The sequence below is a fragment of the Stenotrophomonas sp. S39 genome, assembly GCF_016624665.1.
Taxonomy (GTDB): domain Bacteria; phylum Pseudomonadota; class Gammaproteobacteria; order Xanthomonadales; family Xanthomonadaceae; genus Stenotrophomonas.
Genome location: NZ_JACVTT010000058.1, coordinates 1 through 23882, shown reverse-complemented (window position 1 = coordinate 23882; position 23882 = coordinate 1). Strand labels below are relative to the sequence as shown.

Genomic DNA, 23882 nt, shown 5'->3' with positions numbered 1-23882 from the left:
AGGGGAATGTCCCGCCCTGTCCCCCTGCCAGGAAGGCGGGGGTCCATGGATGGACCCGGCGGAGCCGGGCGCCCATTCAAACCGGGTAATACAGCTAAACCTGACTGGTATAGGGAGACAACCGTCATGAACGCATCCATCCGCAGATTCCTCAACGAAGAAGACGGCGTGACCGCGCTGGAATATGGCCTGTTGGCGGCGGTCATCGCCGGCATCCTGGTCGTGGTCGGCAAGGAACAGATCACCTCGTTCTTTACTTCGCTGTTTACCGCGCTCACCAAGACCGCCGAGAACGCCACAACCGCTGCGGAGTGAGCCGCCATGCCATCGTGGGTTGCCTCCGCGCAACCTCGATGGCGGTTTCAGTTTCACGTACTTGTCCATTGAAGGACGCTGAGGGTGTGGGATGACGCTACTGGGGCTGTTGGCCATGGGATTGAGCCTGCACATCGCGATCAGCGATCTGTATGCCCGCCGTGTCCCCAACGCCTGGCTGGCCGGAGCGTGCGCGCTTGCCCTCCCGTTGATCGTCGCCGGCCAGTTTTCCGGCCCGCACCTGCCATGGTGGGTGCACCTGCTGGGCGCCGCGCTGGGGCTGGCATCGCTGCTGCCCTTCTACGCGCTCGGCTGGATGGGCGCCGGTGACGTCAAGTTCTTCGCCGTGCTGGGCCTGCTGCTGGGCTGGAACGCCCTGCTGCCGATCTGGATCGCCGCAAGCCTGGTGGCAGGCCTGCATTCGGTACTGGTGATCAGCGCACGACGGGTAGTGCCCTGGGTGCCGCCACGCCTGCACCTGCACTGCGCGCGGCTGAGCGCGCACTGGCAGGCGCGCCCGGCCATCCAGGACATGCACCTCGCCCGCCAGGGACGCAAGGGCATCCCCTACGCCGCCTATCTGGCCTTCGCCGCCATCGGCTGGGTCCTGGCCTCGACCCAGGGAGTCATGCCATGAGGATGATCGGACGCCATCGCCAACGCGGCGTCATCACCGTCGAGTACGCGCTGATGATGATGCTCGGCTTCATCCCGCTGCTGATGCTCACTTTCTCGGGCGTGATGATCATGGCCGCGCAGCAGACCCTGGCCACCGCATCGGCCGAGGGTGCGCGCGCATCGCTGCGTTTCGGCAGCACCGCCGAGCGCCGCGTCGCCGCGTGCTCGGCCGCGCGCCGCTCGATGCAGTGGCTGCTGCAGTTCTCGGGCCAGGATCCCGATTGCGGCTCGGCCAGCAGCACGGGCAGCGGCGCCGGCGCCATCGTGGTATCGCCGCCTGCCGCCTGCAGCGGCCTGGCCAGCGCGCAGTGCGTGACCGTCACGGTCAGCTACGACTATTCCAGCCACCCCTTCCTTCCTGGCACCGGCACGCTGTACGGCTGGGTGATGAAGGCCCCCATCCGCAGCGTCGCGGTCGCCCAGCTCGACCTCGGCAGCAACTGACGACCGGTTCCAGGAGATGGTTCCATGCTCAAGTTGACCCGCATCGCCGCCATCGCACTGATCGCCCTGGCCCTACTGCTTGCCGTGGTGGCATTCATGGTGGGCCGCAAGCCCGCCACCACGGCGACCGCGCCCATGGCAGCCTCCACCAGCGATGCGCGCACCGTCACCGTGGTGGAAGCCGTGGCCCGCCTGCCGGCCGGCGAGCCGATCCGCGCCGATGGCGTGCGCCTGGCCCAGCGCACTGCGGCCGAGCCCGGCGCGTCGTCCGACCTGGCCTCGGTGCTGGGCAAGGTGCCGGTGCAGGACATCGCCGAGGGCACTACGGTCAACCGCAGCCTGCTTGCCCAGGGTTTCTCGCTGCAGCTTCGTCCCGGCGAGCGCGCACTGGCGGTGCCGGTCGATGAGCTGGTGGGCGCGGGCAACCGCATCCTGCCCGGCGATTTCGTCGATGTGTTCCTCAACCTGCGCAGCACCAGCAACAGCGCGAACGGCCAGCCGGAACTGGCCCAGACCCGCCTGCTGCTGTCCCGCCTGCGGGTGTTGAGCTACGGCCAGCAGGACATCGCCGTGGACCCGGGCCAGGCCAGCGCTGACAACGGCGGCAGTGCGCAGGGCGACGACCCGCGCGCCGCCGACATTACCGGCAGCTCGAGCGCCAGCAGCCACAACGATGCCACCCAACCGGCGCGCAGCGCGGTGCTGGCAGTGCCGGTGGACGAGGCCAACCGCCTGTTGCTGGGCGCCCAGCAGGGCAAGCTCTACCTGGCGCTGCGCAACCCGGCCGACGCGGGACTGCCCGACGTCGCCCTGTTCCCGCAGGCACGCGGCGTGCTGGATCCGCTGCGCGGCCTGGACACCGAACAGCAGCAGGCACTGCAGCGCCCCGAAAACAACGCCTATGCCGGCATCGACGGCGACGGCCTGGCAGGCGCTTCCGCGCGACCGCGGCCGGTGGCCGACGCAGCGCCGCGCGCGGCCGCACCGCGTCGTGCAGCCGCGCGCCCGGCCGGCATCGAGATCATCCGTGGCGACAGTGCAGCCCCCCGCAGTTCCCTTTGACCTGCCCCCGAGACCTTCCATGACCGTACATCGCTCGCATCCTCGCCCGACCGCCCGCCAACGCTGGCTGGCCCTGCTGCTGGTGCTGCTGGCGCCCGGCACGGGCGTGGCGGCAGATGAGCTGGTGCTGCAGGCCCGCGAACAGCGACCGTGGACCCTGCCGGCCGACCTGGAACGGGTGGCCATCGCCGATCCGGGCGTGGCCGATGTGGTGATGCTGCGCGGCCAGCGCCAGGCATTGCTGGTGGGCAAGGCGCCCGGCACCACCACCCTGCTGCTGTGGCACCGCAAGCAGAGCGAGCCGCAGCGACTGCAGGTCCGCGTGCAGAGCGCCGTGCAGGGTGCCGCCGATGCCGGACGCAACGGCCTGGTGTTCACCCAGCAGGACCAGCAGGGCCTGCTGCAGGGAAGCAGCGACAGCATGCTGTCCCACATGCAGGAGCAGAAGACCGCTGCCATGGCGCTGGGCAAGGAAGGCATGCTGGCCGACGCCTCCACCATCGCCAGTGGCGGCGTGGTGCAGGTGGAAGTGAAGGTGGTCGAGTTCAACAAGACCGCGCTGAAGCAGATCGGCATCAGCTTCCAGAACCGCAACGGCGGCTTTGCCTATGGCTTCGCCCGCCCCGGCGGCATCCTGCCGGGCAACACCGGCATCCTGCCCGGCATGCAGGAAGGCAACAGCAGCAACGAAGCCGAATCACCCATTTCCTCGGCATTCCGGCTGGTGTTCGGTTCCACCAACGGGTTGTGGAATGCCGACGTCGACCTGCTGCAGAGCAACGGCATGGCACGCGTGCTGGCCGAGCCGACCCTGGTCGCCCTTTCCGGCCAGAGCGCGAGCTTCCTGGCCGGCGGCGAGCTGCCGATCCTCGAGCCGCAGGGCCTGGGCACCACCACCGTCACCTACAAGCCGTTCGGCATCGGCCTGACCGTCACCCCCACCGTGCTGTCGGCCAACCGCATCGCGCTGAAGGTCGCACCGGAAGCGAGTGACCTGGACTACACCAACGCGATCGCCCTCAACGGCGTGCAGATTCCCTCCATCAGCACGCGCCGTGCCGATACCACGGTCGAGCTGGGCGACGGCGAGAGCTTCGTCATCGGCGGCCTGGTCAGTTCCACCGTCGCTTCCACGGTGAACAAGATCCCGATGCTCGGTGACCTGCCGATCATCGGCTCGTTCTTTCGCAACCTGGATTACAAGCGCCAGGACAAGGAGCTGGTGATCATCGTCACCCCGCGCCTGGTGCAGCCGCTGGCCCGCAACACCGAACTGCCGCTGCCCGGCGACCGCGAATCCCGCCCGCACCTGCCCGAATGGGGTGCGTGGCTGCTGGGTCCGGTCAGCCAGGACCCGGTACCCGGATTCTCGCGCTGACCCGATGCTGCGGACCCCACGCCCATGCCCTACGCCACCGCCCAGCCATTGCATGCCTCGGGACCACCGATGAACCTGGTCCTGTACGGCGTCGATCGTGAACTGCTGCCCCGGCTGGCGGCACGGCTGCCGGCATCGGCAGTGCTGCACTGGCAGGACAGTGCGCAGCCCACCTCCGCGCAGGACCTGCAGCGCGGTGCCAATGGCCTGGTCCTGCTCGACTTCCGTCCCGAATACGCGGCCTCGTCCATGGTGCTGGCCGCGCAACTGCAGCAGACCCAGCCCGACCTGAACCTGGTGGCGGTGGGGGCGACCGGCAACAGCCAGGTGGAAGGCGTGGTGATGGCCCTGCGTGCCGGCCTGCGCGACGTACTCGACCTGGACAGTGACAACGCCGGCATCGAAGCCGCCCTGCGCCGTGCACTTTCGCCGCGTGCCGCAGCCGCCGCCCAGCCCTCGCACCGGGCGCGGTTCATCCTGCTGCTGGGCGTGCGCGCCGGCGTCGGCACCAGCACGCTGGCGGCCCATCTGGCCGTGCTCGCGCAGCAGCAGCGTGGCGACGCCGACGATGCCGCCGGAACCGATGGCCTGCTGATGGAACTGGCGCAGCCGGCGGGTGACCTCGCGCTGTACCTCAACCTGGACAGCCGCTTCCACTACGAGGATGCACTGCGCAACGCCAGCCGCATCGACGCCACGCTGGCGCGCACGGCGATGGCCCGGCACACCAGTGGCCTGGTCCTGCTCGACCGTGCCAGCGGCAGCGATGCCGTGCCGCCGTCCGACCCGGGCGCCCTGCTGCAGCGCCTGCGCGGGGTGTTCACCAGCGTACTGTGCGATGCCGGCGGCTGCCCGCTGCGCCAACTGCCGCCGCTGCTGCTGGAACAGGCCGATGAGATCTGGCTGGTCGCCGATACCGCCATCGCCACCCTGGTGTCGCTCGACCACGCCCTCAAGCACCTGAGCGGGCAGCGCGAACGCGAAAGCCGGCTGCAGCTGGTGGTCAACCGCCATGACGAACACAGCGGCCTGACCCCGGAACAGATCGCACGACGCTTCGAACTGCCCCTGCTGGCCACCCTGCCCGAGCGCCCGCGCGTGCGGGCCGCGGCCAGCCATGGCCACCTGCTGCTGCAGGATGCCCCGCGCGATCCGTACCTGCGCGCCCTCGCCCCGCTGGTGGCGCGACTGGACCCGGCCGCCGGCCCGGCCCTGCCGCCCGGCCTGCGGGAAAGACTTGCCCTTGCCCTGGGTGGAACGCCATGGAAGACAAAGTGACCCTGTTTCCCAACGCCATGGCGCGTGCCGTGCTGCCTGAAAGCGCACCGGCCAGCCCACCGTTCGTGCAGACCGAGCAGTACCAGAAGGTGCTGTCGGCCGCGCATGAGCATCTGCTCAACAGCATCGAGGATGAGCGGATCGACATCGATTCGTGGGCGCCGGACACCATCGCACGCTGGGTGCAGGTGCAGACCGTCAGCTTCATCCAGGAATGGCGCATCCCGATCAACGAGGAGGAGATGCAGGCTGTTGCCCAGGGGCTGGTGAAGGAACTCACCGGTTTCGGCCCGCTGGATGACCTGCTGCACGATCCGACGATCGAGGACATCCTGATCAACGGTTTCAAGGACGTGCACGTCTCCCAGGGCGGCGTGCTCCGCCGCGCGACCCAGCGCTTCACCGACGATACCCACCTGCTGCGCATCCTGCGCCGCATCCTGGCCCCGATCGGGCGCCGCCTGGACGACTCCAATCCGATGGTGGACGCGCGCCTTCCCAACGGCGGCCGGCTCAACGCCATCATCTCGCCGCTGGCCGTGGACGGGCCGATGGTGTCCATCCGCAAGTTCCGCAAGGATCCCTTCACTCCCGACGAGCTGCTGGCCAAGGGCACCTTCGATGCACCGATGCAGGCGCTCATCAAGGCCATGGTGCTGGGCCGCTGCAACATCCTGGTCTCCGGCGGCACCAGCTCGGGCAAGACCTCGCTGCTGAACGCACTGACCAGCTACGTGCCGGAAACCGAGCGCGTCATCACCGTGGAGGACACCGCCGAGCTGTCGCTGAACCATCCGCACGTGGTGCGCCTGGAAAGCCGCGTGGGGGGCGCCGACGGACACGGTGCCGTCGGCATCCGCGACCTGGTCCGCAACAGCCTGCGCATGCGCCCGGACCGCATCGTGGTGGGCGAAGTACGTGGCGCGGAAGTGCTGGAGATGCTGCAGGCCATGAACACCGGCCACGACGGCTCGATGGCCACCATCCACGCCAACTCGCCGCGTGACTGCCTCTACCGCATCGAGATGCTGGCCGGTTTTGCCGGCTTCCAGGGCAGCGAGGACAGCCTGCGCCGGCAGATCGCCAGCGCGATCGACTTCATCGTGCAGATCGCACGACTGGGCAGTGGCCGCCGCGTGCTGGTATCGATCACCGAAATCACCGGCGTCAGCGACAACCTGATCACCACCCAGGAAATGTTCCGCCACGAGGTGCAGGTGGACGCGAGCGGGGCCGAGGTCAACCGCTGGATCGGCCTCGGCTTCCAGCCGCATTCGCGCAAGCTGGAGCCTTTCCGCCAGCTGCTGCGCGAATCGCTGTACGGACACTTCTGAGCATGGGCATCGGCGCACTCCTGCTGCTGAGCATCGTCGCCGTGCTGCTGGCCGCCGCCGTGTGGCTGTGGGGCGCCGCGCACGGCCGCGAACAGCGCCAGGCCTCCCTGCAGCATGCCGAGCAGCAGTTGGGCCGCGGCGGCAACGCGCCCCCTGTGGCCAGCGACCCGAGCCGGGGGGCACCGGCAGCCGCCAAGCGCAGCCTGCCCTGGGATGCCTTCCTGCAGCGCGCCGGGCTCAGCCCGGGCTGGAAGCTGCCGCTGCTGCTGGTCGTGCCCGGCATCGCGCTGTCCGCCGTGGCTGTACTGCGCCTGGGCACGCTGTGGATGTTCCCACTCACCCTGGGCCTGTACCTGCTTGCCTGCGCACTGTGGATCGTCCGCCGTACCACGCGGCTGCGGGCGCGCCTGCTGCACCAGCTGCCCGATTTCCTCGACAACCTGGTGCGGCTGACCGCGCTGGGCAACAGCCTGCAGATGGCGTTCCAGACCGCATCGGTACAGACCACCGCGCCGTTGCGCGACATGCTCGACACCACCGTGCGCTATGCGCGCAGCGGCATGGACCTGGACCGGGCGCTGGGCATGGCCGCCCAGCCCTACCAGATGGATGTGCTGAAGGTGCTCGCCGTGGTGATCGGCGTCAGCGTGCGCATTGGTGGCCGCTCCGACCAGATCCTGCAGCGCATGGGCGACTTCATGCGTGACCTGGAACAGGCACAGCAGGAACTGGCCGCCACCACCTCGGAAACCCGCATGTCGGCCTGGGTGCTGGGCCTGCTGCCACCCATCAGCGCGGTGCTGATGGCCATCAGCAGCCCCGACTTCTTCCAGCCCGTGCTGCACGACCCGCTGGGCCACAAGGTGCTGTTGATCGCCCTCGGCCTGGAACTGGTCGGCGGCTTCCTGCTGTATCGCCTGGCGCGCTCGCTATGAACGCACGCCTGTTCCCGGGAGACCTGCAATGAGCGCCGCGACCTGGTGGATGCTGGCCCTGCTGGTGCTGGCCGCGGGCGTGGCCCTGCTCGGCCTGGGCGGCTGGGTGCGCGGCAGCCGTGAAGCACGCACCAGTGCCACCCTGCAGACCGCCCTGCGCCCGCGTGACGCTGCGCCGCCAGACACCGCGCCGGCACGCGACTCCCTGGGCTGGCTGCAGCAGCTCGGCCTACTGTTCACCGGAGGCCGGCTGGAGGCCGCCCTGCTGGCCAGCGAAGACCGGCTGCTGCTGGATCTGGCCGGCTGGAACACGCGTCGCGGCACCGCCATCTATCTCGCGCTGCGGCTGCTGCTGGCCGTGCTGGTACTGGTGGCTGCACTGGCACTGAGTGATGCCACCGGGGCGTCTCGCTTCATGGTGGTCATCGGTGCACTGGCTGCGGGCCTGCTGCTGCCCAAGTTCGCACTGTCCAGCTGGGTGGCGCGCCGGCGCCGCGCGGTATCCAACGAACTGCCGCTGCTGATCGACCTGCTGCGCCTGCTGCAGGGGGTGGGCTTCAGCATGGACCAGAGCCTGCAGACGCTGGGCGAGAAGCTGCGCGATGCACTCCCGGTGCTGGGCGGCGAGATCCATGAAGCCAACACCGCCTATTCGCTGGGCCGCACGCGCGCACAGTCGCTGCGCCGCCTCAGCGACGTCTATGGCGACGATGACCTGTCCAGCCTCGTGCAGCTGATCCTGCAGGTGCACGCACATGGCGGTGCCGTGCAGGAACCGCTGCGCCAGTTCAGCGTCCGCCTGCGCGAGCAGCGCCGCAACACGCTGAAGGAAAAGGTCGGAAAGCTCTCGGTGAAGATGACCGTGGTGATGATGCTGACCCTGCTGCCGGCGCTGATGCTGGTGCTGGCCGGCCCTGCGCTGGTGGCGCTGGCCAATACCTTGACCAAGATGGGATGAACACCATGCCCGCACTTCGCCCTGCCTACCTGCTGTGTGCCCTGGCCGCGCTGGCCGGTTGCGCCTCGACCACGCCGGCCTACCGGCAGGCGCCGAGCCTGGCCGAACCCACGCCGGCGCCGCAGGACAGCCGCAACACCTACCTGGAACTGATCGCACGCATGCAGCAGCAGGGTGCATGGTTCGCCTCGCTGGCCCACGTGGATGCCTATCGCCAGCGCTTCGGCGATGCGCCCGCGCTGCGCCTGCTGCAGGCCGATGCCCTGCGCGAAACGGGCCAGGCCGACGCCGCTGCCGACATCTACCGCAGCCTGGATTCCGGCCCACAGGCGGCCGCGGCCGCGCACGGCCTGGGGCTGATCGCCGCGCGCCGCAACGATGATGCCGCCAGCGAACAAGCCTTGGCACGGGCCACCCGCCTGCAGCCATTGAACACCGACTACCTCGGTGACCTGGGCTACGCACGCCTGCGTGCCGGCCAGCTGGACCAGGCGCGCGAACCACTGGCCAAGGCACTGGAGCTGCAGCCGGGCAATGCCAAGGCCACCGCCAACCTGGCGCTGTGGGCCGTGCTGCGCGGTGATGCCGCCACCGCCGAGCGCCTTGCGGCGCAGGCACAGCTCAGCCCGGACGTACAGCGCAACATCAGTGAACAGGCGCAGCAGATACGCACGCGCTGGCAGCAACGCGACGCCGCGCGCAGCACGCAGGCCACCGCGCCCGTCGCAGCCGCGCGCAGCAGCATGCCCACCCGCGTTGCCGTGCCGGGCCGGATCGCCGCCGAAGCCACGCGCAGCGAACGCGATGACCGGCTTGTCCCACGCCTCGCCCCTTCCATGCTTGAACGCTTCGGCAGCGCCGACCACCCCACCGGGAACACGCCATGACCGCCTCTCATTTCCTGTCCCGCCCCCGCATGGCCCTGGCCGCCAGCTGCCTGCTCTGGGCGTCGGCAAGCAACGCGCAGTCGCCGCAGCCGCCGCTTACCGGGCAGATGATGGGCGGCCCGCTGCCCGCCGTGGCTGCGCCAGCGCCGCCGGTGCCCGTGCACACGCCAGCAACAGCTGAGCCCCTGCCCACCGTCGACCTGACGGCGCCCGCGGTTGCGTCAGCAGCCAGTACCGCCAGCATGCAGGCCGCGCCGGTCGCCACCAGCAGCACCGCCGCGCTGGCTCTGTCCGGCAACGGCGCCACCGTGCGCCACCTGTTCCAGCTGCAGGCGTCCGGCACCCAGGCGGGCGCCCGCCTGCCGATGCTCGGCGACCAGGCCACGGCCAGCTATGCGCGCTACCTCAAGAGCTTCGAACACGAAATCCCGGACTTCTTCGAAACCGACGTGACGCGCGGCTCGGGCACGTCCGGCTCCAGCCGCTGAGGACTCGACCATGCGCCGTCCGCCACGCACCCTCACCTTCCACCAGCGCGGTGGCATGTCGGTCACCATGATGCTGGTGATGGCCGGGCTGGTGACGATGCTCGGCCTGGTCGAAGTGGGCTACCTGCTCTGGGCCAAGCGGGACGCGCAGAAGGTGGCCGACCTGGCCGCGCTGGCAGGCGCGCAGCGCCTGGACCTGTGCACCTCCGGCAACAGCGACAATGCCGCCGCGCGGCAGAACGCGCTGCAGGAGAACCGGTTTGGCGGCCAACTGGACGTGCGCTGCGGCAACTGGAATGCCAACCATGCCACTGCCGATCACTTCATCGGTACCGTCAGCGTGGAGAATCCGCGCAATGCGGTGAAGGTGGTGGCGCAACGCAGCGTGCTGCCGTTCTTCGGCGCCCACGCACAGCTGCCCACGGTCAGCGCCCAGGCCGTGGCCAAGCGCACGGCACCGTCTGCGGTGTTCAGCGTCGGATCGCAGCTGCTGCGCACCAACGGCAACTCGCCGTTGATGGCCACCCTGCGCCTGGTCGGCCTGGATGTGAGCAACGCCACCGTGCTGTCCTACGACGGCCTGGCGCAAGTGAGCGTCACGCCGTCGGGCCTGCTGAAGGCACTGGGCATCCCGGTGGAGGCCAACCTGAGCGTGGCCGACTTCAACCGCCTGTTGTCGGTCAACAAGATCTCGCTGGCGCAGCTGGTCGATGCCACCGCCGTCGTGCTTGGCCGCGACAGTGCCGTGGCCGCGCAGCTGCGTGCGCTTGGCAGCCTGGTGTCGACCGGGCTGGACATCAACCAGGCCAACATCACCCTGGGCAGCCAGAACGGCGGCGGCGGCCTGTTCGCCGAGGTGATCGCGCCGGATGGCAGCATCGGCAGTGCGCTGGAATCGAAGATCAACGTGCTGGATCTGCTCAACACCGGCATTTCCATCGCCAACGACAACAATGGCGTGCAGGTGCGCGGGCTCAACCTGCTCGGCATCGACGTCAAGGCCGGCGTGATCGAGCCACCGTCGATCGCCATCGGTGGCGTCGGCGCGCGTGCGTACAACGCCCAGGTGCGGCTGATGGTGGACGTCGACAGCAACCGCGTGCCTGCGGTCGGCGCGCTGCTGTCGCTGCTGGGCACGCGCCTGCACCTGCCGCTGCACGTGGACGTGACCAATGCGATGGGCACGCTGTCGTCGATCCAGTGCGGCGCCACGCCGCCCACCGCCACGGTCAAGGTGGACTCGTCGGTGCTGCGGGCCTGCGTCGGCAACGTCAACGCGGCCGATGTCTTCTCGAAGAACAACGTGTGCGACGCCACGCTGCAGAACGCGCAGCTGCTGACCCTGCTCGGCCAGCCACTCATCAACAACAGGATCACCCTGCCAGCGTTGACCGACAGCCAGAACCTGACCCTGGCCGCGGGCCAGACCGCTTCCACGCGCATCAATCCGCTGGCAGTGGGCGATACGGTGTCCAGCCTGGTCAATGAGCTGCTGCGCGTGCTGTCCGGCATGCTCAGCGGCCCGAAGAGCGACCCCAAGCAGGCTGCCACCGCCCTGGCCGAACGCTACTTGGCGGCTGCGCATGCTCCAAACAGCCGCTACAACGTCGACAACGTCATCCCACTGCTGCGCGATGGCAGTCCGGCGCAGAACCTCGCCCCCCTGGGCGACTGGACCGTCACCAAAGGCGTGCCCCGGCTCTGCGTGCTGGGCCTCACCACGTGCTGGGAAGACGGATCGGTGTGGACCGGCTACCGCACGGCGGTCACCGGCCAGGGCCTGGGCCTGCTCGATGGTGCCCTCGGCGCGCTGCTGGGCGGCCTGCTGATCAACCGCTGCGACAGCCTCATCACCAACCTGGTCAGCTACAACAACTGCGTGCGCGACAACCTGGCCTCCTACATCCAGACCAAGCCCGGCGGTTTCATCGACCCCACCGGCGGCGATGGGGTCACCGGGCCCGGCAACGCGGTCAGCTGCTCGGGCCTGCTGTGCACCGTGCTTACGCCGATCCTGTCCGCGCTCAAGCCCGTGCTCAACAGCGTCGGCGCCCTGCTGACCCAGGTCCTGGCCGACCTGCTGGGCCTGGAACTGGGCCGTACCGACGTCAGCATGCAGTCGATCCATTGCAATGCCGCCCAGCTGGTGTATTGACCCCTGTCCGGTGCGGTTGGCGGCTGCTGCACCCATGCTAGACTCGCGGCGGGGAACCACATTCATTTCAACCACACTTCGTTCGTGGATGGTCTAGACATGCGAGAAACTTCAGGGGGCACCGTCTTCGCCCGGTATCCGCGCGGCGCGGCACTGCTGGCCATGGCCATGATCGTGGTGGCACCGCCGGCACTGGCAGCACGCGGCGATCGCGAAGCGGCGGCCGAACCGGTCCGCAGCGGGCCGGTGGTGCGCAATACGGTTGACGAACTCAAGCAGTTGATGGATGCGAACCAGCTCACCGAGCTGCGCACCACCTACAACGGCAACTACGGCGCCAGCCTGCTGTTCAATGCCAGCACCCTGACCTACTACGTGGCGCTGTTCCAGGAAAAGAACTTCTGGCGCGTCATCAAGACCGATGCGGTCGACAACGCCGAACGCGTCTACCGCACCTTCGTTCAGCAGACCGAGCAGCTGGCCCAGGTCTACATCGACACCACCCGCCTCGAAGCAGGCAAGCGCTACACCGAGCGCCTGGTGTCCTACAACGAAGAGCGTCTGCGCACCCTGCAGCTGGAAATGGAGCAGCAGCAGGCGCAGTCGGCCCAGGTCAGCGCCTCCCTGCAGCAGGCCCAGCAGCAGGCGGTCAGCCTGAGCACGGACGTGCAGAGCACCAACAACCAGCTGGATGCCCTGCAGCGCCGTATCCAGATCCTGCAGGCCGAACAGGGCAACCCGGAACTGAGCCTGCCGAAGGCCGGCGCTTCGGGCGCACCGGCGGCCGCCAGCGACGGCAACTGAGTCACCGGCACCGCACGCCCGCAACGGCACCTTCGGGTGCCGTTGTTGTTTCAGGGCTGCTGGCAGGCCAGGCGCAGCGCGTCATCCAGCTGCCGCCGCTGCTGGTAATCCAGCCGACGGGCCCGCGTCATCTTCCGTGCCTGCTCGCGACGCGCCTGCTGACAGCCGGCGGGATCGCGTTCCAGCGTGATCAGCGCACCCTCGCTGCGGCCACTGCGGCCACGCGTGGTTCTGCCGGGCGCACGGCCAGACCGGGTCGGCCGTGCCACACGCGACGGTGCCACCTCACCACTGCCACGCGGCTGCGCCGCCTCCACCGGCACGTCCCAGCGCCATTCCGCGCGCCCCTGGCAGGGCGTCTGCTGATAGACCGGGTGCGGCCCGTCCACGCATTTGTAGACATGGGTCTGGGCCTGCACCGCACCGGCCAGCAGCCACCCCACGATCATTCTCCACAGTGTCCTCTGCATGCCGCCTCCTCCCTGGCCTGGCCTGGCGGACATCGTGGCCAGCATCGCCCCGGTTCCGCCAGAGCGAAGCGCGTCATCGCGGCCGGTGACCGCCTGCCCTCCATCGGACACAGGCGTGCAAGCCACGGGATGGAACCTGCGCTGTACTGCCGGTACGCCGGCAGCGCGACCGCCGGTGTCTTTCCCCTACCGCCAAAGGAACCTGCAATGAGCAACTTCGTAACCGTCAAAGACGGCGCCCGCATCTTCTACAAGGACTGGGGCACCGGCCAGCCGATCGTGTTCGCGCATGGCTGGCCGCTGTCGTCCGACGCGTGGGACCCGCAGATGCTGTTCATGGGCCAGAACGGCTACCGCGTCATCGCCCATGACCGCCGCAGCCACGGCCGCTCCAGCCAGACCTGGGACGGCAACAACATGGACACCTACGCCGATGACCTGGCGGCGGTGATCGAAGCCCTCGACCTGAAGGACGCGATCCTGGTCGGCCACTCCACCGGCGGTGGCGAAGTGGCGCACTACATCGGCCGCCACGGCAGCAAGCGCGTGGCCAAGGTGGTGCTGGTCGGCGCCGTGCCGCCGCTGATGCTGAAGACCGATGCCAACCCGGCCGGCACCCCGCTGGACGTCTTCGACGGCATCCGCCAGGGCACCGGCGGTGACCGTTCGCAGTTCTTCAAGGACCTGACCACGCCGTTCTTCGGCGCCAACCGCGATGGCAACAGCGTCACCCAGGGCATGCGTGATTCGTTCTGGCTGCAGGGCATGCTGGGCGGCGTCAAGGGCCAGTACGACTGCGTGCACGAATTCTCGGAAGTGGATTACACCGAAGACCTGAAGAAGATCGACGTGCCGGCCCTGGTCGTGCATGGTGATGACGACCAGATCGTGCCGTTCGATGCCTCGGCCAAGCTGTCCTCGCAGATCATCAAGGATGCCGAACTGAAGGTCTACGCCGGCGCCCCGCACGGCCTGACCATCACCCACGCCGACCAGTTCAACGCCGACCTGCTGGCGTTCGCACGCAAGTGACGCGTGGCGGCGGCGCTGCAATGGCGCCGCCGCTGATGCATGGTAGCGCCGGGCCATGCCCGGCGGCCGAACACCGAATCCGCCGGGCACGGCCCGGCGCTACCCTTCAGATGTCGCTGTGGTGGTGCGGAACGCCGGCTGCCGGCAGCGGGTCATGCCCACCCACGAAGTGCCGCACCACCGGCGCACGTTCGCCGCGATGCAGGTCGCGCAGCACTTCCTGGATCGCCTTGTCATCGGCGGTGATGCGTTCGTGCTGGCGCAGGTGCTCCAGCCACGAGGCAGTCACGAAATACTCCAGGTGGATGCCCGGCGTCGCCACATCCTCCACCACGCCCCAGACCACTGCACCATCGCGGCGGCGGATCGTACCCAGCGCGCGCATCTGTGCCTGGAAGGCAGCGCGGTCAGCGGCATCGATGCGGTATTCCACCGTCACCAGCACCGGTCCACGGTCGTGCGACACCGGCACCGACAGCTCGGGTGCGGGCCAGTGCCCGGCCGGGCGCAGGTTCAGTTCCTCGGTACCGGCAATGCGCACGCGCCAGACCAGCAGGCCACCGATCACTGCACCCGCAGCAGCCACCAGCAGCGCAAGCCCCGGCGAGGTGCGCTGCGCCAGCGCGCCCCAGCTCAGGCCACCGGCGGCCATGCCAGCCGAGAACACCATGATGTAAAGGGCCAATGCACGCGCGCGCACCCATGCCGGCACCGCAGTCTGCGCAGCAATCTGCAGCGAGGACAGCACGGTGATCCAGGCAAAGCCATTGACCAGCATCACCAGCGGCAGCACGTACCAGCTGCGGGTCAACGCCAGGCCGACCAGGCTTGCCGCCAGCGCCAGCGTCGCCAACAGCACCAGCAGGTCGCGGTCGAGCTTCGCACGCAGCTTGGGCAGCAGCAGCGCGCCGCCCACTGCACCAATGCCGATGCAGCCCAGGAGGATGCCGTACTGCCCTGCCCCGCCGTGCATCTGGCCACGGACCACCACCGGCAGCATCGCGTTCATCGCTGCAGCAAAGAAGAAGAAGCCAACCGATTTGATCAGCACTGCCTGCAGGCGCCCGGCACGGCTGGCATAGCGCAGGCCGGCCTTCAGGCCCGCGCCGAACCCTTCAGGCGGCAGGCTCGAAGCCTTCGGATCGCGCTTCCAGCCCCACACCACGAACAACATCGCCGCGAACGTGATGGCATTGAAGCCGAATGCCCAGACCGCGCCCAGCTGCGCCACGATGACGCCGCCGATGGCCGGTCCGATCGACCGCGCGATGTTGATGCCGATCGAGTTCAGCGCCACCGCCGAGGCCAGCATCGGTTGCGGCACCAGCTCGGAGACGATGGCGGCCTGTGCGGGCATCGCCATCGCCGCGCCACAGCCCATGCAGAAGGTCAGCACCACCAGCAGGTTCGGGCTCAGGTGGCCGCTGGCGGTCAGCGCTGCCATCACCGCCGCCACCAGCAGCATCCAGCCCTGGGTGAACAACAGGTACCTGCGGCGGTCGACGATGTCGGCCAGCGTGCCGGCGACCAGCGCCAGCAGCACGATGGGCACCGTGGTGGCCGACTGCACCAGGGCCACCATCAGCGGCGAACCGGTGCGTTCGGCCATCACCCAGGCGGCGGCAACATCATTGACCCACGTGCCGATGTTGCTGGCCAGGATGGCCAGCCACAGTGCGCGGAACATGCGGATCTTCAGCGGGGACCAGGCACCGGCAGTCTGTGCGGGTGCCTGCGGCGTGCTTGCGTTCACCATGGCCTTGCTCCAACGATCGGTGCGTCCACCGTGCCCGCGGCACCGGCGTGGTTCAGAACGCGAAACATGAGCATCCCATCGCACCCCAGAACGCGGTCAGGTCATCGGTGGGGGCGGCGTGCTGCGCGGCATGGCCGTGGGCGCCGTGGGTGCTGCAGGCCACGCCGTGGTGATGACGGTGGGCGGCAGCCAGGCCGGTGGTGGTGCCGCCGACGTGGTAGCCACCGAACCTGTTGACCGGCGACCAGTCCGGCATCGCCGGCGGCAGCTGCGGGGCCAGGCCAGCGTAGTCACCATCGGCATGCACGATGCGGCCACCGACCACGGTCAGCAGGCTGGTGATGTCGGCGATCTGCGCGTCATCGACACGGAAGAAATCGGCCGACAGCAGGATGAAGTCGGCCAGCTGGCCTTGCTTCAGCGTGCCCTTCACGGCTTCGTCGCCGGAGAACCAGGCACTGCCCTGCGTCCACAGGCGCAGGGCCTGTTCGCGCTCCAGCAGGTTCTCGTCGCCATACAGCGCCAGGCCACCGACGGTACGTCCGGTCACCAGCCAGGACAGCGCTACCCAGGGGTTGTAGCTGGCCACGCGGGTGGCATCGGTACCGGCACCGACCGGCACGCCTTCGGCCAGCATGCGCTTGACCGGCGGCGTGTGCCGCGCGGCCTGCACGCCGTAGCGCTCGACGAACGCCTCGCCCTGGTAGGCCATGCGGTGCTGCACGGCGATGCCGCCGCCCAGCGCACGGATGCGCTCGATGTTGCGCGGGGTGATGGTCTCGGCGTGGTCGATGAACCAGTGCAGGCCATCGAACGGCACCTCGCGGTTCACCTGCTCGTACACATCCAGGATGCGGGTGATGCTCTCGTCATAGGTCGCGTGGATGCGGAACGGCCAGCGCTTCTCGACCAGCAGCCTGACCACATCGTGCAGTTCCGGCTCCAGCTCCGGCGGCAGTTCCGGGCGTGGTTCGCTGAACAGCTCGAAGTCGGCCGCTGAGAACACCAGCATTTCGCCTGCGCCGTTGTGGCGCAGCAGATCATCGCCCTGGCGCGGCTGCAGGATTTCGCTCCATCCGCGGAAATCGTTGACCTCGTTGCCCTTGTTCTGGGTGAACAGGTTGTAGGCGATGCGCACGGTCAGCTGGTCATCGCGGTGCAGCTGTTCGATGACCTGGTAGTCCTCGGGGTAATTCTGGAAGCCGCCGCCAGCATCGATCACCGAGGTGATGCCCAGCCGGTTCAACTCGCGCATGAAGTGGCGGGTGGAATTGGACTGGTACTCGATCGGCAGGCGTGGGCCCTTGGCCAGCGTCGCGTACAGGATGAGCGCGTTGGGCTTGGCCAGCAGCAGGCCGGTCGGGTTGCCCAGCGAGTCGCGCACGATCTGGCCACCCGGCGGGTCCGGTGTTTCCTTGGTGTAGCCACAGGCACGCAGCGCCGCGCGGTTGAGCAGCGCGCGGTCGTACAGGTGCAGCAGGAACACCGGCGTATCCGGTGCGATGTCGTTGAGCTCCTGCAGCGTCGGCAGGCGCTTCTCGGTGAACTGCGCGGCAGTGAAACCACCGACCACGCGCACCCATTGCGGCGCCGGGGTGCGGTCGACCTGGGCCTTCAGCATGGCCATGGCATCGGCCAGCGAGCGCAGGCCGTCCCAGCGCAGCTCCAGGTTGTAGTTCAGGCCACCGCGGATCAGGTGGGTGTGGCTGTCATTGAGACCCGGCACAATGCGGCGGCCCTGCGCGTCGAGGATGGTGGCCTCGTTGCCCCACTCGCGCATGATCTGCTCGTCGCTGCCGACAGCGGCAATGCGGGCGTTCTGCACGGCCAGCGCCTGCGCATGCGGCTGCTGCGGGTCGAGGGTGGTGATGCGGGCGTTTCTGATGACCAGCGTGCTCATGCGACGCTCCTTCGGTATGGAATCGATGGCCGCAGCGGCACCGCCGGCCAGCCCCAGCGCCATCGCGGCGCCGCTGGCCAGCACGACGTTGCGTCGGCCAGGGTCGAGGGGGGAAGAACTCATGCAATGTCTCCAGCACGTGCCAGGCCATCGAGCGCCCAGGCGCCCGGACCGGCCAAGGCGATCGCCAGCAGTGCCAGCGTCCACATCAACGGGTATTCGGTGCCGCCGCGCATCCAGAACCAGCCCTTGGGCAGGGCCAGCAGCGCGGTGAAGGCAATGAACGCGGCCGCGAGCAGCGCCGCGCCACGGGTCTGCCAGCCCAGCAGCACAGCCAGCCCGGACGCGACCTGCAGCAAGGCCAGCAACAGCGGCAGCGGGGCCACCGCTGGCAGGCCAAAGCCACGCAGCTCGCCGGCAAACCCGGCCAGGCCAGGGCCACCGAACCAGCCGAACAATTTGCCCAGCGCATGTGGCAGCAGGAAACCTCCCGCTGCCACGCGCAGGATCAGCAGGGCAAGGTCCAGGCCGTGCCCGCCGTCCATGTTCAGTGGCCGCCTTCCTGCGCGCCGAACATGGTCTTGGCGTACTGGATGCCGATGCCGTAGCCACCGGCGTGGTCGCGGGCGATGCCGGTGGTCAGGCCATAGGTCTCGCCGCGTGCCCAGTCGCGCTGCAGTTCCAGCAGGTACTGCACGCTGGTGATCGGGCGCGCGCCGGCCTGCACCATGCGGGTGATGGCACGCTCATGTGCTTCGTCACTGACATCACCGCAGGCATCGGTGATCACGTAGACCTCGAAGCCCTGCTCCAGCGCCGACAGGGTCGGGCCGACGATGCACACGCTGGTCCACAGGCCCGCCAGCACCAGGCGCTGCTTGCCGATGCGGTTGATCTCATCGATCACCGGCTGGTCTTCCCAGGTATTCATCGAGGTGCGGTCGAACACGGCCTGGCCGGGGAAGATCTGCGGCAGTTCCGGGAACATCGGGCCGGAGAACGACTGCTCGGCAACCGTGGTCAGCACCACCGGCACGTTGAAGCCCTTGGCCCCCTTGCTGATCAGCGACACGTTGTTGCGCAGCGCGGAGATATCGATGGTGTGGGTGGCGAACGCCATCTGCGACTGGAAGTCGATCAGCACCAGGGCGTGGTCGGTCGGGGAAAGCAGGCCCTTGGCAGGCGTGGCGGTAGCGGTGGTCATGGGTGGGTTCCAGTAGTGGGCGGGGCAACAGAAGAGGGATGGACAGCGGGCAGGTGCAGCGCGGCGTCACCGGCGAGGTACTGGCCGGGGCTGCACCCGGTCTCGGCACGGAAGCTGCGGACGAAATGGCTCTGGTCGAAGAAGCCCAGGTGCTGGGCCAGGCGGGACATCGGCTGGTCCGCGACCGGCAGCAGCTGCCGCGCGCGTTCGATGCGGCGGCGGCGCAGATAGCGCAGCGGGCTCGCACCAGTGCCGGTGCGGAACAGCCGCACCAGGTGGAAACGGCTCACGCACGCAACTTCGGCCAGCTCGGTCACCCGCAGCGGCTGCGACAGGTGCGCATCGATGTAATGCAGTGCGCGCTGCAGGGCGGCAGCCTGGTGCGGCGCCAGCGCGGCGGCAAGGACGACGGGCGGTGTAGCTTCGGCCATGACAGAGCACCGCGACGGGGTGTCCCATGGTGCGGTGGACGGCGCTGGCGCCGTACCCCCGTCGGTCGTGGCTGCCACTCACCCATTCGGGGGAGGCCGCCGGCCCAGCCGGCGCCGGCCGAACTGCCGCGCATCCAGCGAATAGGCGCCCGGCCCCAGCAGCAGCAAGGCCAGCGGCAGCGCCAGCAGCGGCAATGCCGCGCCCTGCAGCCACAGCCCGGCACAGGCCAGCCCGGCCGACAGCGGGGTCAGCCAGCCCAGTACCAGCAGTGCCACGCCGAGCGCGCACAGCACCACCAGACCGCCGTCATGCAGGCCTGGCGCGCACAACGCACCGGCCAGGCACAGCCGCAGCCAGAGCAGGCCCAGCCCGGGCCCGCGATCGGGGAACATCACGAACAGCCGCTGCATCCTCAGCCTCCATCACTCCATTGCCGGCGTGATAGCTGATCCGGCGGCCATCGCGCCTACCCCGTTCGGGTCACCCTAGCCTGACCCGCACCTGCCAGAATGCTGCCCATGCGTGGCCGCCCCTTCCCCTTCCTGCGTCGCCTGCCGGCGCTGCTGACGTGCCTGCTGCTGATCGCCCTGCCCGCCTTCGCCGAGCAGCGCCCGGCCGTGGCCAACGGCATGCCCGGCTACCAGCACACGGCATGGCGGGTGGGCCAAGGGGCGCCCGGCGATATCTGGGACATCGCACAGGACCACCAGGGCATGCTGTGGCTTGCGACCGGTTCAGGGTTGTACCGCTTCGACGGCCGTCGCTTCGAACGACAGCCGGCACCGGCCGGTTCCGCGTTCCCGTCCACCAACATGGTCAGCCTGGCCCTGGATGCCGACGACAGCCTGTGGATCGGCTACTTCCAGGCCGGCATCAGCCAGCTCTCCGCGGCGCACCTGCACAGCTTCGGCCGTGGCCAGGGCGTGCCAACGGGCGTGGTGCCGCACTTCAGCCGTGACCGCGATGGCCACCTGTGGGCGGCCATCAACGGTGGCCTGCGCTGGTTCGATGGCGTGCACTGGCGTGCATTACCCCTTGGCAGCGGCGTTCCCGAGCGCCGCGTGCAGTGGCTGCTGCATGACCGCCACGGCACATTCTGGGTGCTGGCCGACCTGAAGGTCTGGCGACGGCCAGCCGGTGCCAGCACGTTCGAGGACACCGGGATCGCCGTCTCGCAGATGGCCTCGCTGGCCGAAAGCCCGCGCGGCGAGATCTGGCTGGCCGACCGCAACCGGGGCACCTCGCCACTGGCCAACGCGCAGGGCCTGCTGCCTGCCGCCGAGCGCGAGGCGCGGCGCCTGCCCGAGCTGGTCGCAGCGCGCCTGCAGTTCACTGCCGATGGCGCGCTGTGGGCCACCATGAGCCCGCACGGCGGCGTAGCAAGGGTCACTTTCGAAGGTGACCAGGCCACGCACATGGAGCGCTTCGATACGCCGCAGGGCCTGACCGCGACGTCGGCGGTGCCGGTCCTCCTCGACCGCGAGGGCAATCTCTGGGTCGGCACCAACCTCGGCCTCAACCGCTTCCGCGCGCGCAGCGTGCAGGCCCTGGCGGCCGGCCCCACCGATCCCTACCGCTCGCTGGTACGTGCCAGCGACGGGCGCGTGTACGGCTATGGCGAGGATCTGAAACCCTACGACCTGCGCCGCTCACTGCTGGGCGAGCGCGCCGCGCAGCTGCAGGAGGCCGCGCGCCAGGCGCCGACACCGCTGTGGCAGTTCGACTGGATCAACCTGGTCCGCACCGTCAACGGTCACGCGACCCGCATTCCGTCGCCAGCCCCGTACACCGGTCAATCCCTGCAGGCGGTGCTGTTCCCCAACGACGAGGAAGCCTGGGCCTGTGTCGGCGAGCGTGGCGTCCTGCACTACCAGCATGCGCAGTGGTACCGCCAGGCGCGCCTGCCCGAGCAGGCATGTTCGACGATGGCGATGGGCAGCGCTGGTGCCCTGCTGCTGGGCTATGCCGATGGGCGCCTGCGGCGCATGGATGCCAGCGGCGTGGCGACCTTCGATGCGCGCCAGGGCCTCGCCGTCGGGCCGGTGACCGCCCTGCTGCAGGACCAGGACATGCTGCTGGTGGCCGGCGAAGCCGGGCTGGCCGCGCGCATCGGCGAGACCCCCTTCAGCGAGGTGCGCACGGATATGGCGGGCGTGCTGGAAGGCATCACCGGCATGGTGGCCGATGCACATGGGCGGCTCTGGCTCAATGGCAGCCGCGGGCTTGTGCGACTGGACCGCACGGCCCTGCGCGATGCCGTGCGCAGCCATCAACCGGTAGCACCGCGGCTGTTCGATGCCGTGGACGGCATGCCTGGCATCGCCCTGCAGAGCGGCCCGATCCCTACCGCCGTCCAGGCCGCCGACGGCCTGCTGTGGCTGGCCACCAACCAGGGCTTGGCATGGCTGGACACCAACGCCGCGCACCGCAACACCTTGGCACCCGGCGTCCGCATCGGCGATGTGCTGTACGGCGCCACCCAGGCACCACTGCAGGAAGGACTGCGCCTGCCAGCCGGCACCACCCAGCTGCAGATCGACTATGTGGCGCTGTCGCTGGCCCGCCCCGAACGCAACCGCTACCGCTACCGGCTGACCGGCGTGGACGAGGGCTGGCAGGACGCCGGCAGCAGTACCCGTGCCTATTACACCAACCTGGCCCCGGGCACGTACCGCTTCGATGTGGAGGCGGCCAACGAAGACGGCGTCTGGAGCACAGCCCCGGCCAGCCGCACCTTCAGCATCGCCGCCACGTTCGTGCAGACGGTCTGGTTCAAGCTGCTGTGCGCTGCGCTGGTGCTGGCGGCGCTGGTACTGGCCGTGCGCATCCGAAGCGGCCAGCTGGCCGCGCTGTTCCGTGCCCGCCTGCAGGAACGCCATGGAGAACGCGAGCGCATCGCGCGCGACCTGCACGACACCCTGCTGCAAGGCAGCCAGGGGCTGATCCTGCGCCTGCACGCCATCAGCCAATCGGCGCAGACGCCGGACAGCGTGCGCACCCAGCTGGAATCGGCAATGCAGCTAGCCGAGCGCAACCTCGCCGAAGGGCGCGAACGGGTCAACGCCCTGCGGGATGGTCCGTTCGCCGGCCGTGACCTGGCCACCGCGCTGGCCGACGTGCACGCCGAATACGCCGGCCAGGGCACCAACCCGCTGAGGCTGACCGTGGAGGGCACGCCGCCGCCACTGCAACCCGACGCGGTGGAAGAGGTGTTCCTGATCGGCCGCGAAGCGATCCGCAATGCCCTGCGCCATGCCGAGGCCAGCGCCATCGAAGTGGAACTGTCCTACGGCAGCCGTTGTTTCCTGCTGCACGTGCGCGATGACGGCGTGGGCATCGCCGACGACGATGCCGGCCATGGCCACTGGGGCCTGCAGGGCATGCGCGAACGCGCACAGCGCCTGGGTGCCGAACTGCAGCTGTGGACCCGCCCGGGACTGGGCACCGAAGTGGCGCTGGCGGTTCCCGCACGGCGCCTGTATCACCGCCGGCCGCCGCGTTGGCGCTGGCCCTGGAGCAGAAAACGCGATGACTGAATCCCCTTCTCTGATCGGCGTGCTGGTGGTCGATGACCACCCCCTGCTGCGCGACGGCCTGGCCGCCCTGCTCGGCGCGCAACCGGACCTGCGCCTGCTGGGCGAAGCCGCCGATGGCGAAGAAGCGATCGCGCGCTACCAGGAACTGCAGCCGGACGTGGTGCTGATGGACCTGCAGATGCCGCGCCTGGACGGCGTGGAAGCGATCGTGCGGATCCGTGCGCTGGATCCGCGCGCACGCATCATCGTGCTGACCACCTACCGCGGCGATGTGCGCGCGGTACGTGCGCTGCAGGCCGGTGCCAGCGCCTACCTGCTCAAGGACATGCTGCGCCACGAGCTGGTGGACACGATCCGCACGGTGGCTGGCGGCCGGCGCGCCGCGATTCCACCGGCCGTGGCAGCGAGCATTGCCGCGCACGTGGTGGAGGACCGGCTGTCGCCGCGCGAGACGGAGGTGCTGCGGCACGTCGCCGGCGGCTTGTCGAACAAGCGCATTGGCGAGCGGATGCAGATTTCCGAGCAGACGGTGAAGGCGCACATGAAGAGCTTGATGGACAAGCTGGGCGTCGGTGATCGCACGCATGCGGTGACGCAGGCGTTGCGTCGCGGGATCATCAGCCTGGATGACACCGGCCACGATTGAGGGTGGGGGTTTTCTGCAGGGCTTGCAGCCCTGCACCCGCTTCAAACTGAAGCCGAAGCAAGATCAAAAACAGCTCTGGATTTCTGCTGGTTGGGCGGGGCGGTGTGGATGGTCAGGACACGCCGTAAACCCATCCATGGGGGCTCGATGGCGCCATCCATGGCGCCAACGGTCCTGCCCACCCACACCG

General features: G+C 69.1%; 23 protein-coding genes. 16 read left to right on the top strand and 7 right to left on the bottom strand.

From position 1 onward, the window contains the following. Positions 1-126: 126 nt before the first annotated feature. The 13 genes from IAE41_RS14875 (at position 127) to IAE41_RS14815 (ending at position 12716) form a co-directional block, all read left to right on the top strand. A complete protein-coding gene (locus IAE41_RS14875; protein ID WP_200733639.1) occupies positions 127-315 on the top strand; it encodes a Flp family type IVb pilin in 189 nt (62 codons plus the stop codon). Positions 316-406: 91 nt separating this feature from the next. Beyond that, complete coding sequence (locus IAE41_RS14870) at positions 407-952, top strand: prepilin peptidase (protein ID WP_200733638.1); 546 nt, start codon at positions 407-409, stop codon at positions 950-952. Then, positions 949-1437: a TadE/TadG family type IV pilus assembly protein gene (locus IAE41_RS14865; RefSeq protein ID WP_079222158.1), complete on the top strand. Its 489-nt coding sequence runs from the start codon at positions 949-951 to the stop codon at positions 1435-1437. The genes IAE41_RS14870 and IAE41_RS14865 overlap by 4 nt, the downstream gene beginning before the upstream one ends. A gap of 24 nt (positions 1438-1461) precedes the next feature. Next, a complete protein-coding gene (gene cpaB, locus IAE41_RS14860; RefSeq protein ID WP_200733636.1) occupies positions 1462-2499 on the top strand; it encodes a Flp pilus assembly protein CpaB in 1038 nt (345 codons plus the stop codon). Positions 2500-2518: 19 nt separating this feature from the next. Next, positions 2519-3877 carry a type II and III secretion system protein family protein gene (locus tag IAE41_RS14855; protein ID WP_079222160.1) on the top strand — a complete coding sequence of 453 codons (1359 nt, stop codon included), beginning with the start codon at positions 2519-2521 and terminating at the stop codon, positions 3875-3877. Between the two features lie 24 nt (positions 3878-3901). After that, the gene (locus IAE41_RS14850) at positions 3902-5155 is read left to right on the top strand and encodes a fimbrial protein (protein ID WP_200733635.1); all 1254 of its coding nucleotides are present in this window, start codon (positions 3902-3904) and stop codon (positions 5153-5155) included. Then, positions 5140-6489 carry a CpaF family protein gene (locus tag IAE41_RS14845; RefSeq protein ID WP_200733634.1) on the top strand — a complete coding sequence of 450 codons (1350 nt, stop codon included), beginning with the start codon at positions 5140-5142 and terminating at the stop codon, positions 6487-6489. Before IAE41_RS14850 ends, IAE41_RS14845 begins: the two co-directional genes overlap by 16 nt. 2 nt (positions 6490-6491) lie before the next feature. Next, on the top strand, positions 6492-7424 hold the full coding sequence (locus IAE41_RS14840) for a type II secretion system F family protein (protein WP_200733633.1): 933 nt from the start codon (positions 6492-6494) through the stop codon (positions 7422-7424). Positions 7425-7452: 28 nt separating this feature from the next. Further along, positions 7453-8382 (top strand): type II secretion system F family protein, encoded by a 930-nt coding sequence (locus IAE41_RS14835; protein WP_200733632.1) that lies wholly within the window; start codon positions 7453-7455, stop codon positions 8380-8382. A gap of 5 nt (positions 8383-8387) precedes the next feature. Continuing rightward, positions 8388-9269 carry a Flp pilus assembly protein TadD gene (locus tag IAE41_RS14830; RefSeq protein WP_200733631.1) on the top strand — a complete coding sequence of 294 codons (882 nt, stop codon included), beginning with the start codon at positions 8388-8390 and terminating at the stop codon, positions 9267-9269. Further along, positions 9266-9757 (top strand): DUF3613 domain-containing protein, encoded by a 492-nt coding sequence (locus IAE41_RS14825; protein ID WP_200733630.1) that lies wholly within the window; start codon positions 9266-9268, stop codon positions 9755-9757. Before IAE41_RS14830 ends, IAE41_RS14825 begins: the two co-directional genes overlap by 4 nt. Positions 9758-9767: 10 nt before the next feature. Then, the gene (locus IAE41_RS14820) at positions 9768-11912 is read left to right on the top strand and encodes a TadG family pilus assembly protein (RefSeq protein ID WP_200733629.1); all 2145 of its coding nucleotides are present in this window, start codon (positions 9768-9770) and stop codon (positions 11910-11912) included. 99 nt (positions 11913-12011) lie between these two features. Next, a complete protein-coding gene (locus IAE41_RS14815) occupies positions 12012-12716 on the top strand; it encodes a DUF2968 domain-containing protein (protein WP_079222167.1) in 705 nt (234 codons plus the stop codon). A gap of 50 nt (positions 12717-12766) precedes the next feature. On the opposite strand, the gene IAE41_RS14810 is transcribed toward IAE41_RS14815, so the two are convergent. Further along, positions 12767-13186 (bottom strand): hypothetical protein, encoded by a 420-nt coding sequence (locus IAE41_RS14810; RefSeq protein WP_200733628.1) that lies wholly within the window; start codon positions 13184-13186, stop codon positions 12767-12769. Positions 13187-13393: 207 nt separating this feature from the next. Between IAE41_RS14810 and IAE41_RS14805 the strand changes: the two genes are divergently transcribed. Next, positions 13394-14218: an alpha/beta hydrolase gene (locus tag IAE41_RS14805; protein ID WP_108759715.1), complete on the top strand. Its 825-nt coding sequence runs from the start codon at positions 13394-13396 to the stop codon at positions 14216-14218. A gap of 106 nt (positions 14219-14324) precedes the next feature. On the opposite strand, the gene IAE41_RS14800 is transcribed toward IAE41_RS14805, so the two are convergent. The 6 genes from IAE41_RS14800 to IAE41_RS14775 all read right to left on the bottom strand — a co-directional run bounded on the left by IAE41_RS14800 (position 14325) and on the right by IAE41_RS14775 (position 19920). After that, positions 14325-15974 (bottom strand): MFS transporter, encoded by a 1650-nt coding sequence (locus IAE41_RS14800; protein WP_200733627.1) that lies wholly within the window; start codon positions 15972-15974, stop codon positions 14325-14327. Between the two features lie 52 nt (positions 15975-16026). Beyond that, on the bottom strand, positions 16027-17874 hold the full coding sequence (locus IAE41_RS14795; RefSeq protein ID WP_200733642.1) for an amidohydrolase: 1848 nt from the start codon (positions 17872-17874) through the stop codon (positions 16027-16029). A 119-nt stretch (positions 17875-17993) separates the two neighbouring features. Then, the gene (locus IAE41_RS14790) at positions 17994-18419 is read right to left on the bottom strand and encodes a DoxX family membrane protein (RefSeq protein ID WP_200733626.1); all 426 of its coding nucleotides are present in this window, start codon (positions 18417-18419) and stop codon (positions 17994-17996) included. A gap of 2 nt (positions 18420-18421) precedes the next feature. Continuing rightward, positions 18422-19078, bottom strand: a complete 657-nt coding sequence (locus tag IAE41_RS14785; RefSeq protein WP_079222173.1) for a hydrolase — start codon at positions 19076-19078, stop codon at positions 18422-18424. Further along, on the bottom strand, positions 19075-19509 hold the full coding sequence (locus IAE41_RS14780; protein WP_200733625.1) for an AraC family transcriptional regulator: 435 nt from the start codon (positions 19507-19509) through the stop codon (positions 19075-19077). Before IAE41_RS14780 ends, IAE41_RS14785 begins: the two co-directional genes overlap by 4 nt. Before the next feature lie 78 nt (positions 19510-19587). After that, positions 19588-19920 carry a hypothetical protein gene (locus tag IAE41_RS14775; RefSeq protein ID WP_108745828.1) on the bottom strand — a complete coding sequence of 111 codons (333 nt, stop codon included), beginning with the start codon at positions 19918-19920 and terminating at the stop codon, positions 19588-19590. A 99-nt stretch (positions 19921-20019) separates the two neighbouring features. On the opposite strand from IAE41_RS14775, the gene IAE41_RS14770 reads away from it, so the two are divergent. Beyond that, positions 20020-23046, top strand: coding sequence for a sensor histidine kinase (locus tag IAE41_RS14770; RefSeq protein ID WP_200733624.1), 3027 nt, complete (start codon positions 20020-20022; stop codon positions 23044-23046). Then, on the top strand, positions 23039-23692 hold the full coding sequence (locus tag IAE41_RS14765; RefSeq protein ID WP_200733623.1) for a response regulator transcription factor: 654 nt from the start codon (positions 23039-23041) through the stop codon (positions 23690-23692). The genes IAE41_RS14770 and IAE41_RS14765 overlap by 8 nt, the downstream gene beginning before the upstream one ends. The last annotated feature ends 190 nt before the right edge of the window (positions 23693-23882 follow it).

Coding starts and splice junctions, on each gene's coding strand:
- IAE41_RS14855 (WP_079222160.1), top strand. CDS start 2,519: ATGACCGTACATCGCTCGCATCCTCGCCCGACCGCCCGCCAACGCTGG.
- IAE41_RS14810 (WP_200733628.1), bottom strand. CDS start 13,186: ATGCAGAGGACACTGTGGAGAATGATCGTGGGGTGGCTGCTGGCCGGT.
- IAE41_RS14875 (WP_200733639.1), top strand. CDS start 127: ATGAACGCATCCATCCGCAGATTCCTCAACGAAGAAGACGGCGTGACC.
- IAE41_RS14820 (WP_200733629.1), top strand. CDS start 9,768: ATGCGCCGTCCGCCACGCACCCTCACCTTCCACCAGCGCGGTGGCATG.
- IAE41_RS14865 (WP_079222158.1), top strand. CDS start 949: ATGAGGATGATCGGACGCCATCGCCAACGCGGCGTCATCACCGTCGAG.
- IAE41_RS14815 (WP_079222167.1), top strand. CDS start 12,012: ATGCGAGAAACTTCAGGGGGCACCGTCTTCGCCCGGTATCCGCGCGGC.
- IAE41_RS14835 (WP_200733632.1), top strand. CDS start 7,453: ATGAGCGCCGCGACCTGGTGGATGCTGGCCCTGCTGGTGCTGGCCGCG.
- IAE41_RS14825 (WP_200733630.1), top strand. CDS start 9,266: ATGACCGCCTCTCATTTCCTGTCCCGCCCCCGCATGGCCCTGGCCGCC.
- IAE41_RS14830 (WP_200733631.1), top strand. CDS start 8,388: ATGCCCGCACTTCGCCCTGCCTACCTGCTGTGTGCCCTGGCCGCGCTG.
- IAE41_RS14770 (WP_200733624.1), top strand. CDS start 20,020: ATGCTGCCCATGCGTGGCCGCCCCTTCCCCTTCCTGCGTCGCCTGCCG.
- IAE41_RS14790 (WP_200733626.1), bottom strand. CDS start 18,419: ATGGACGGCGGGCACGGCCTGGACCTTGCCCTGCTGATCCTGCGCGTG.
- IAE41_RS14870 (WP_200733638.1), top strand. CDS start 407: ATGACGCTACTGGGGCTGTTGGCCATGGGATTGAGCCTGCACATCGCG.
- IAE41_RS14795 (WP_200733642.1), bottom strand. CDS start 17,874: ATGAGCACGCTGGTCATCAGAAACGCCCGCATCACCACCCTCGACCCG.
- IAE41_RS14840 (WP_200733633.1), top strand. CDS start 6,492: ATGGGCATCGGCGCACTCCTGCTGCTGAGCATCGTCGCCGTGCTGCTG.
- cpaB (WP_200733636.1), top strand. CDS start 1,462: ATGCTCAAGTTGACCCGCATCGCCGCCATCGCACTGATCGCCCTGGCC.
- IAE41_RS14805 (WP_108759715.1), top strand. CDS start 13,394: ATGAGCAACTTCGTAACCGTCAAAGACGGCGCCCGCATCTTCTACAAG.
- IAE41_RS14800 (WP_200733627.1), bottom strand. CDS start 15,974: ATGGTGAACGCAAGCACGCCGCAGGCACCCGCACAGACTGCCGGTGCC.
- IAE41_RS14775 (WP_108745828.1), bottom strand. CDS start 19,920: ATGCAGCGGCTGTTCGTGATGTTCCCCGATCGCGGGCCCGGGCTGGGC.
- IAE41_RS14780 (WP_200733625.1), bottom strand. CDS start 19,509: ATGGCCGAAGCTACACCGCCCGTCGTCCTTGCCGCCGCGCTGGCGCCG.
- IAE41_RS14785 (WP_079222173.1), bottom strand. CDS start 19,078: ATGACCACCGCTACCGCCACGCCTGCCAAGGGCCTGCTTTCCCCGACC.
- IAE41_RS14765 (WP_200733623.1), top strand. CDS start 23,039: ATGACTGAATCCCCTTCTCTGATCGGCGTGCTGGTGGTCGATGACCAC.
- IAE41_RS14850 (WP_200733635.1), top strand. CDS start 3,902: ATGCCCTACGCCACCGCCCAGCCATTGCATGCCTCGGGACCACCGATG.
- IAE41_RS14845 (WP_200733634.1), top strand. CDS start 5,140: ATGGAAGACAAAGTGACCCTGTTTCCCAACGCCATGGCGCGTGCCGTG.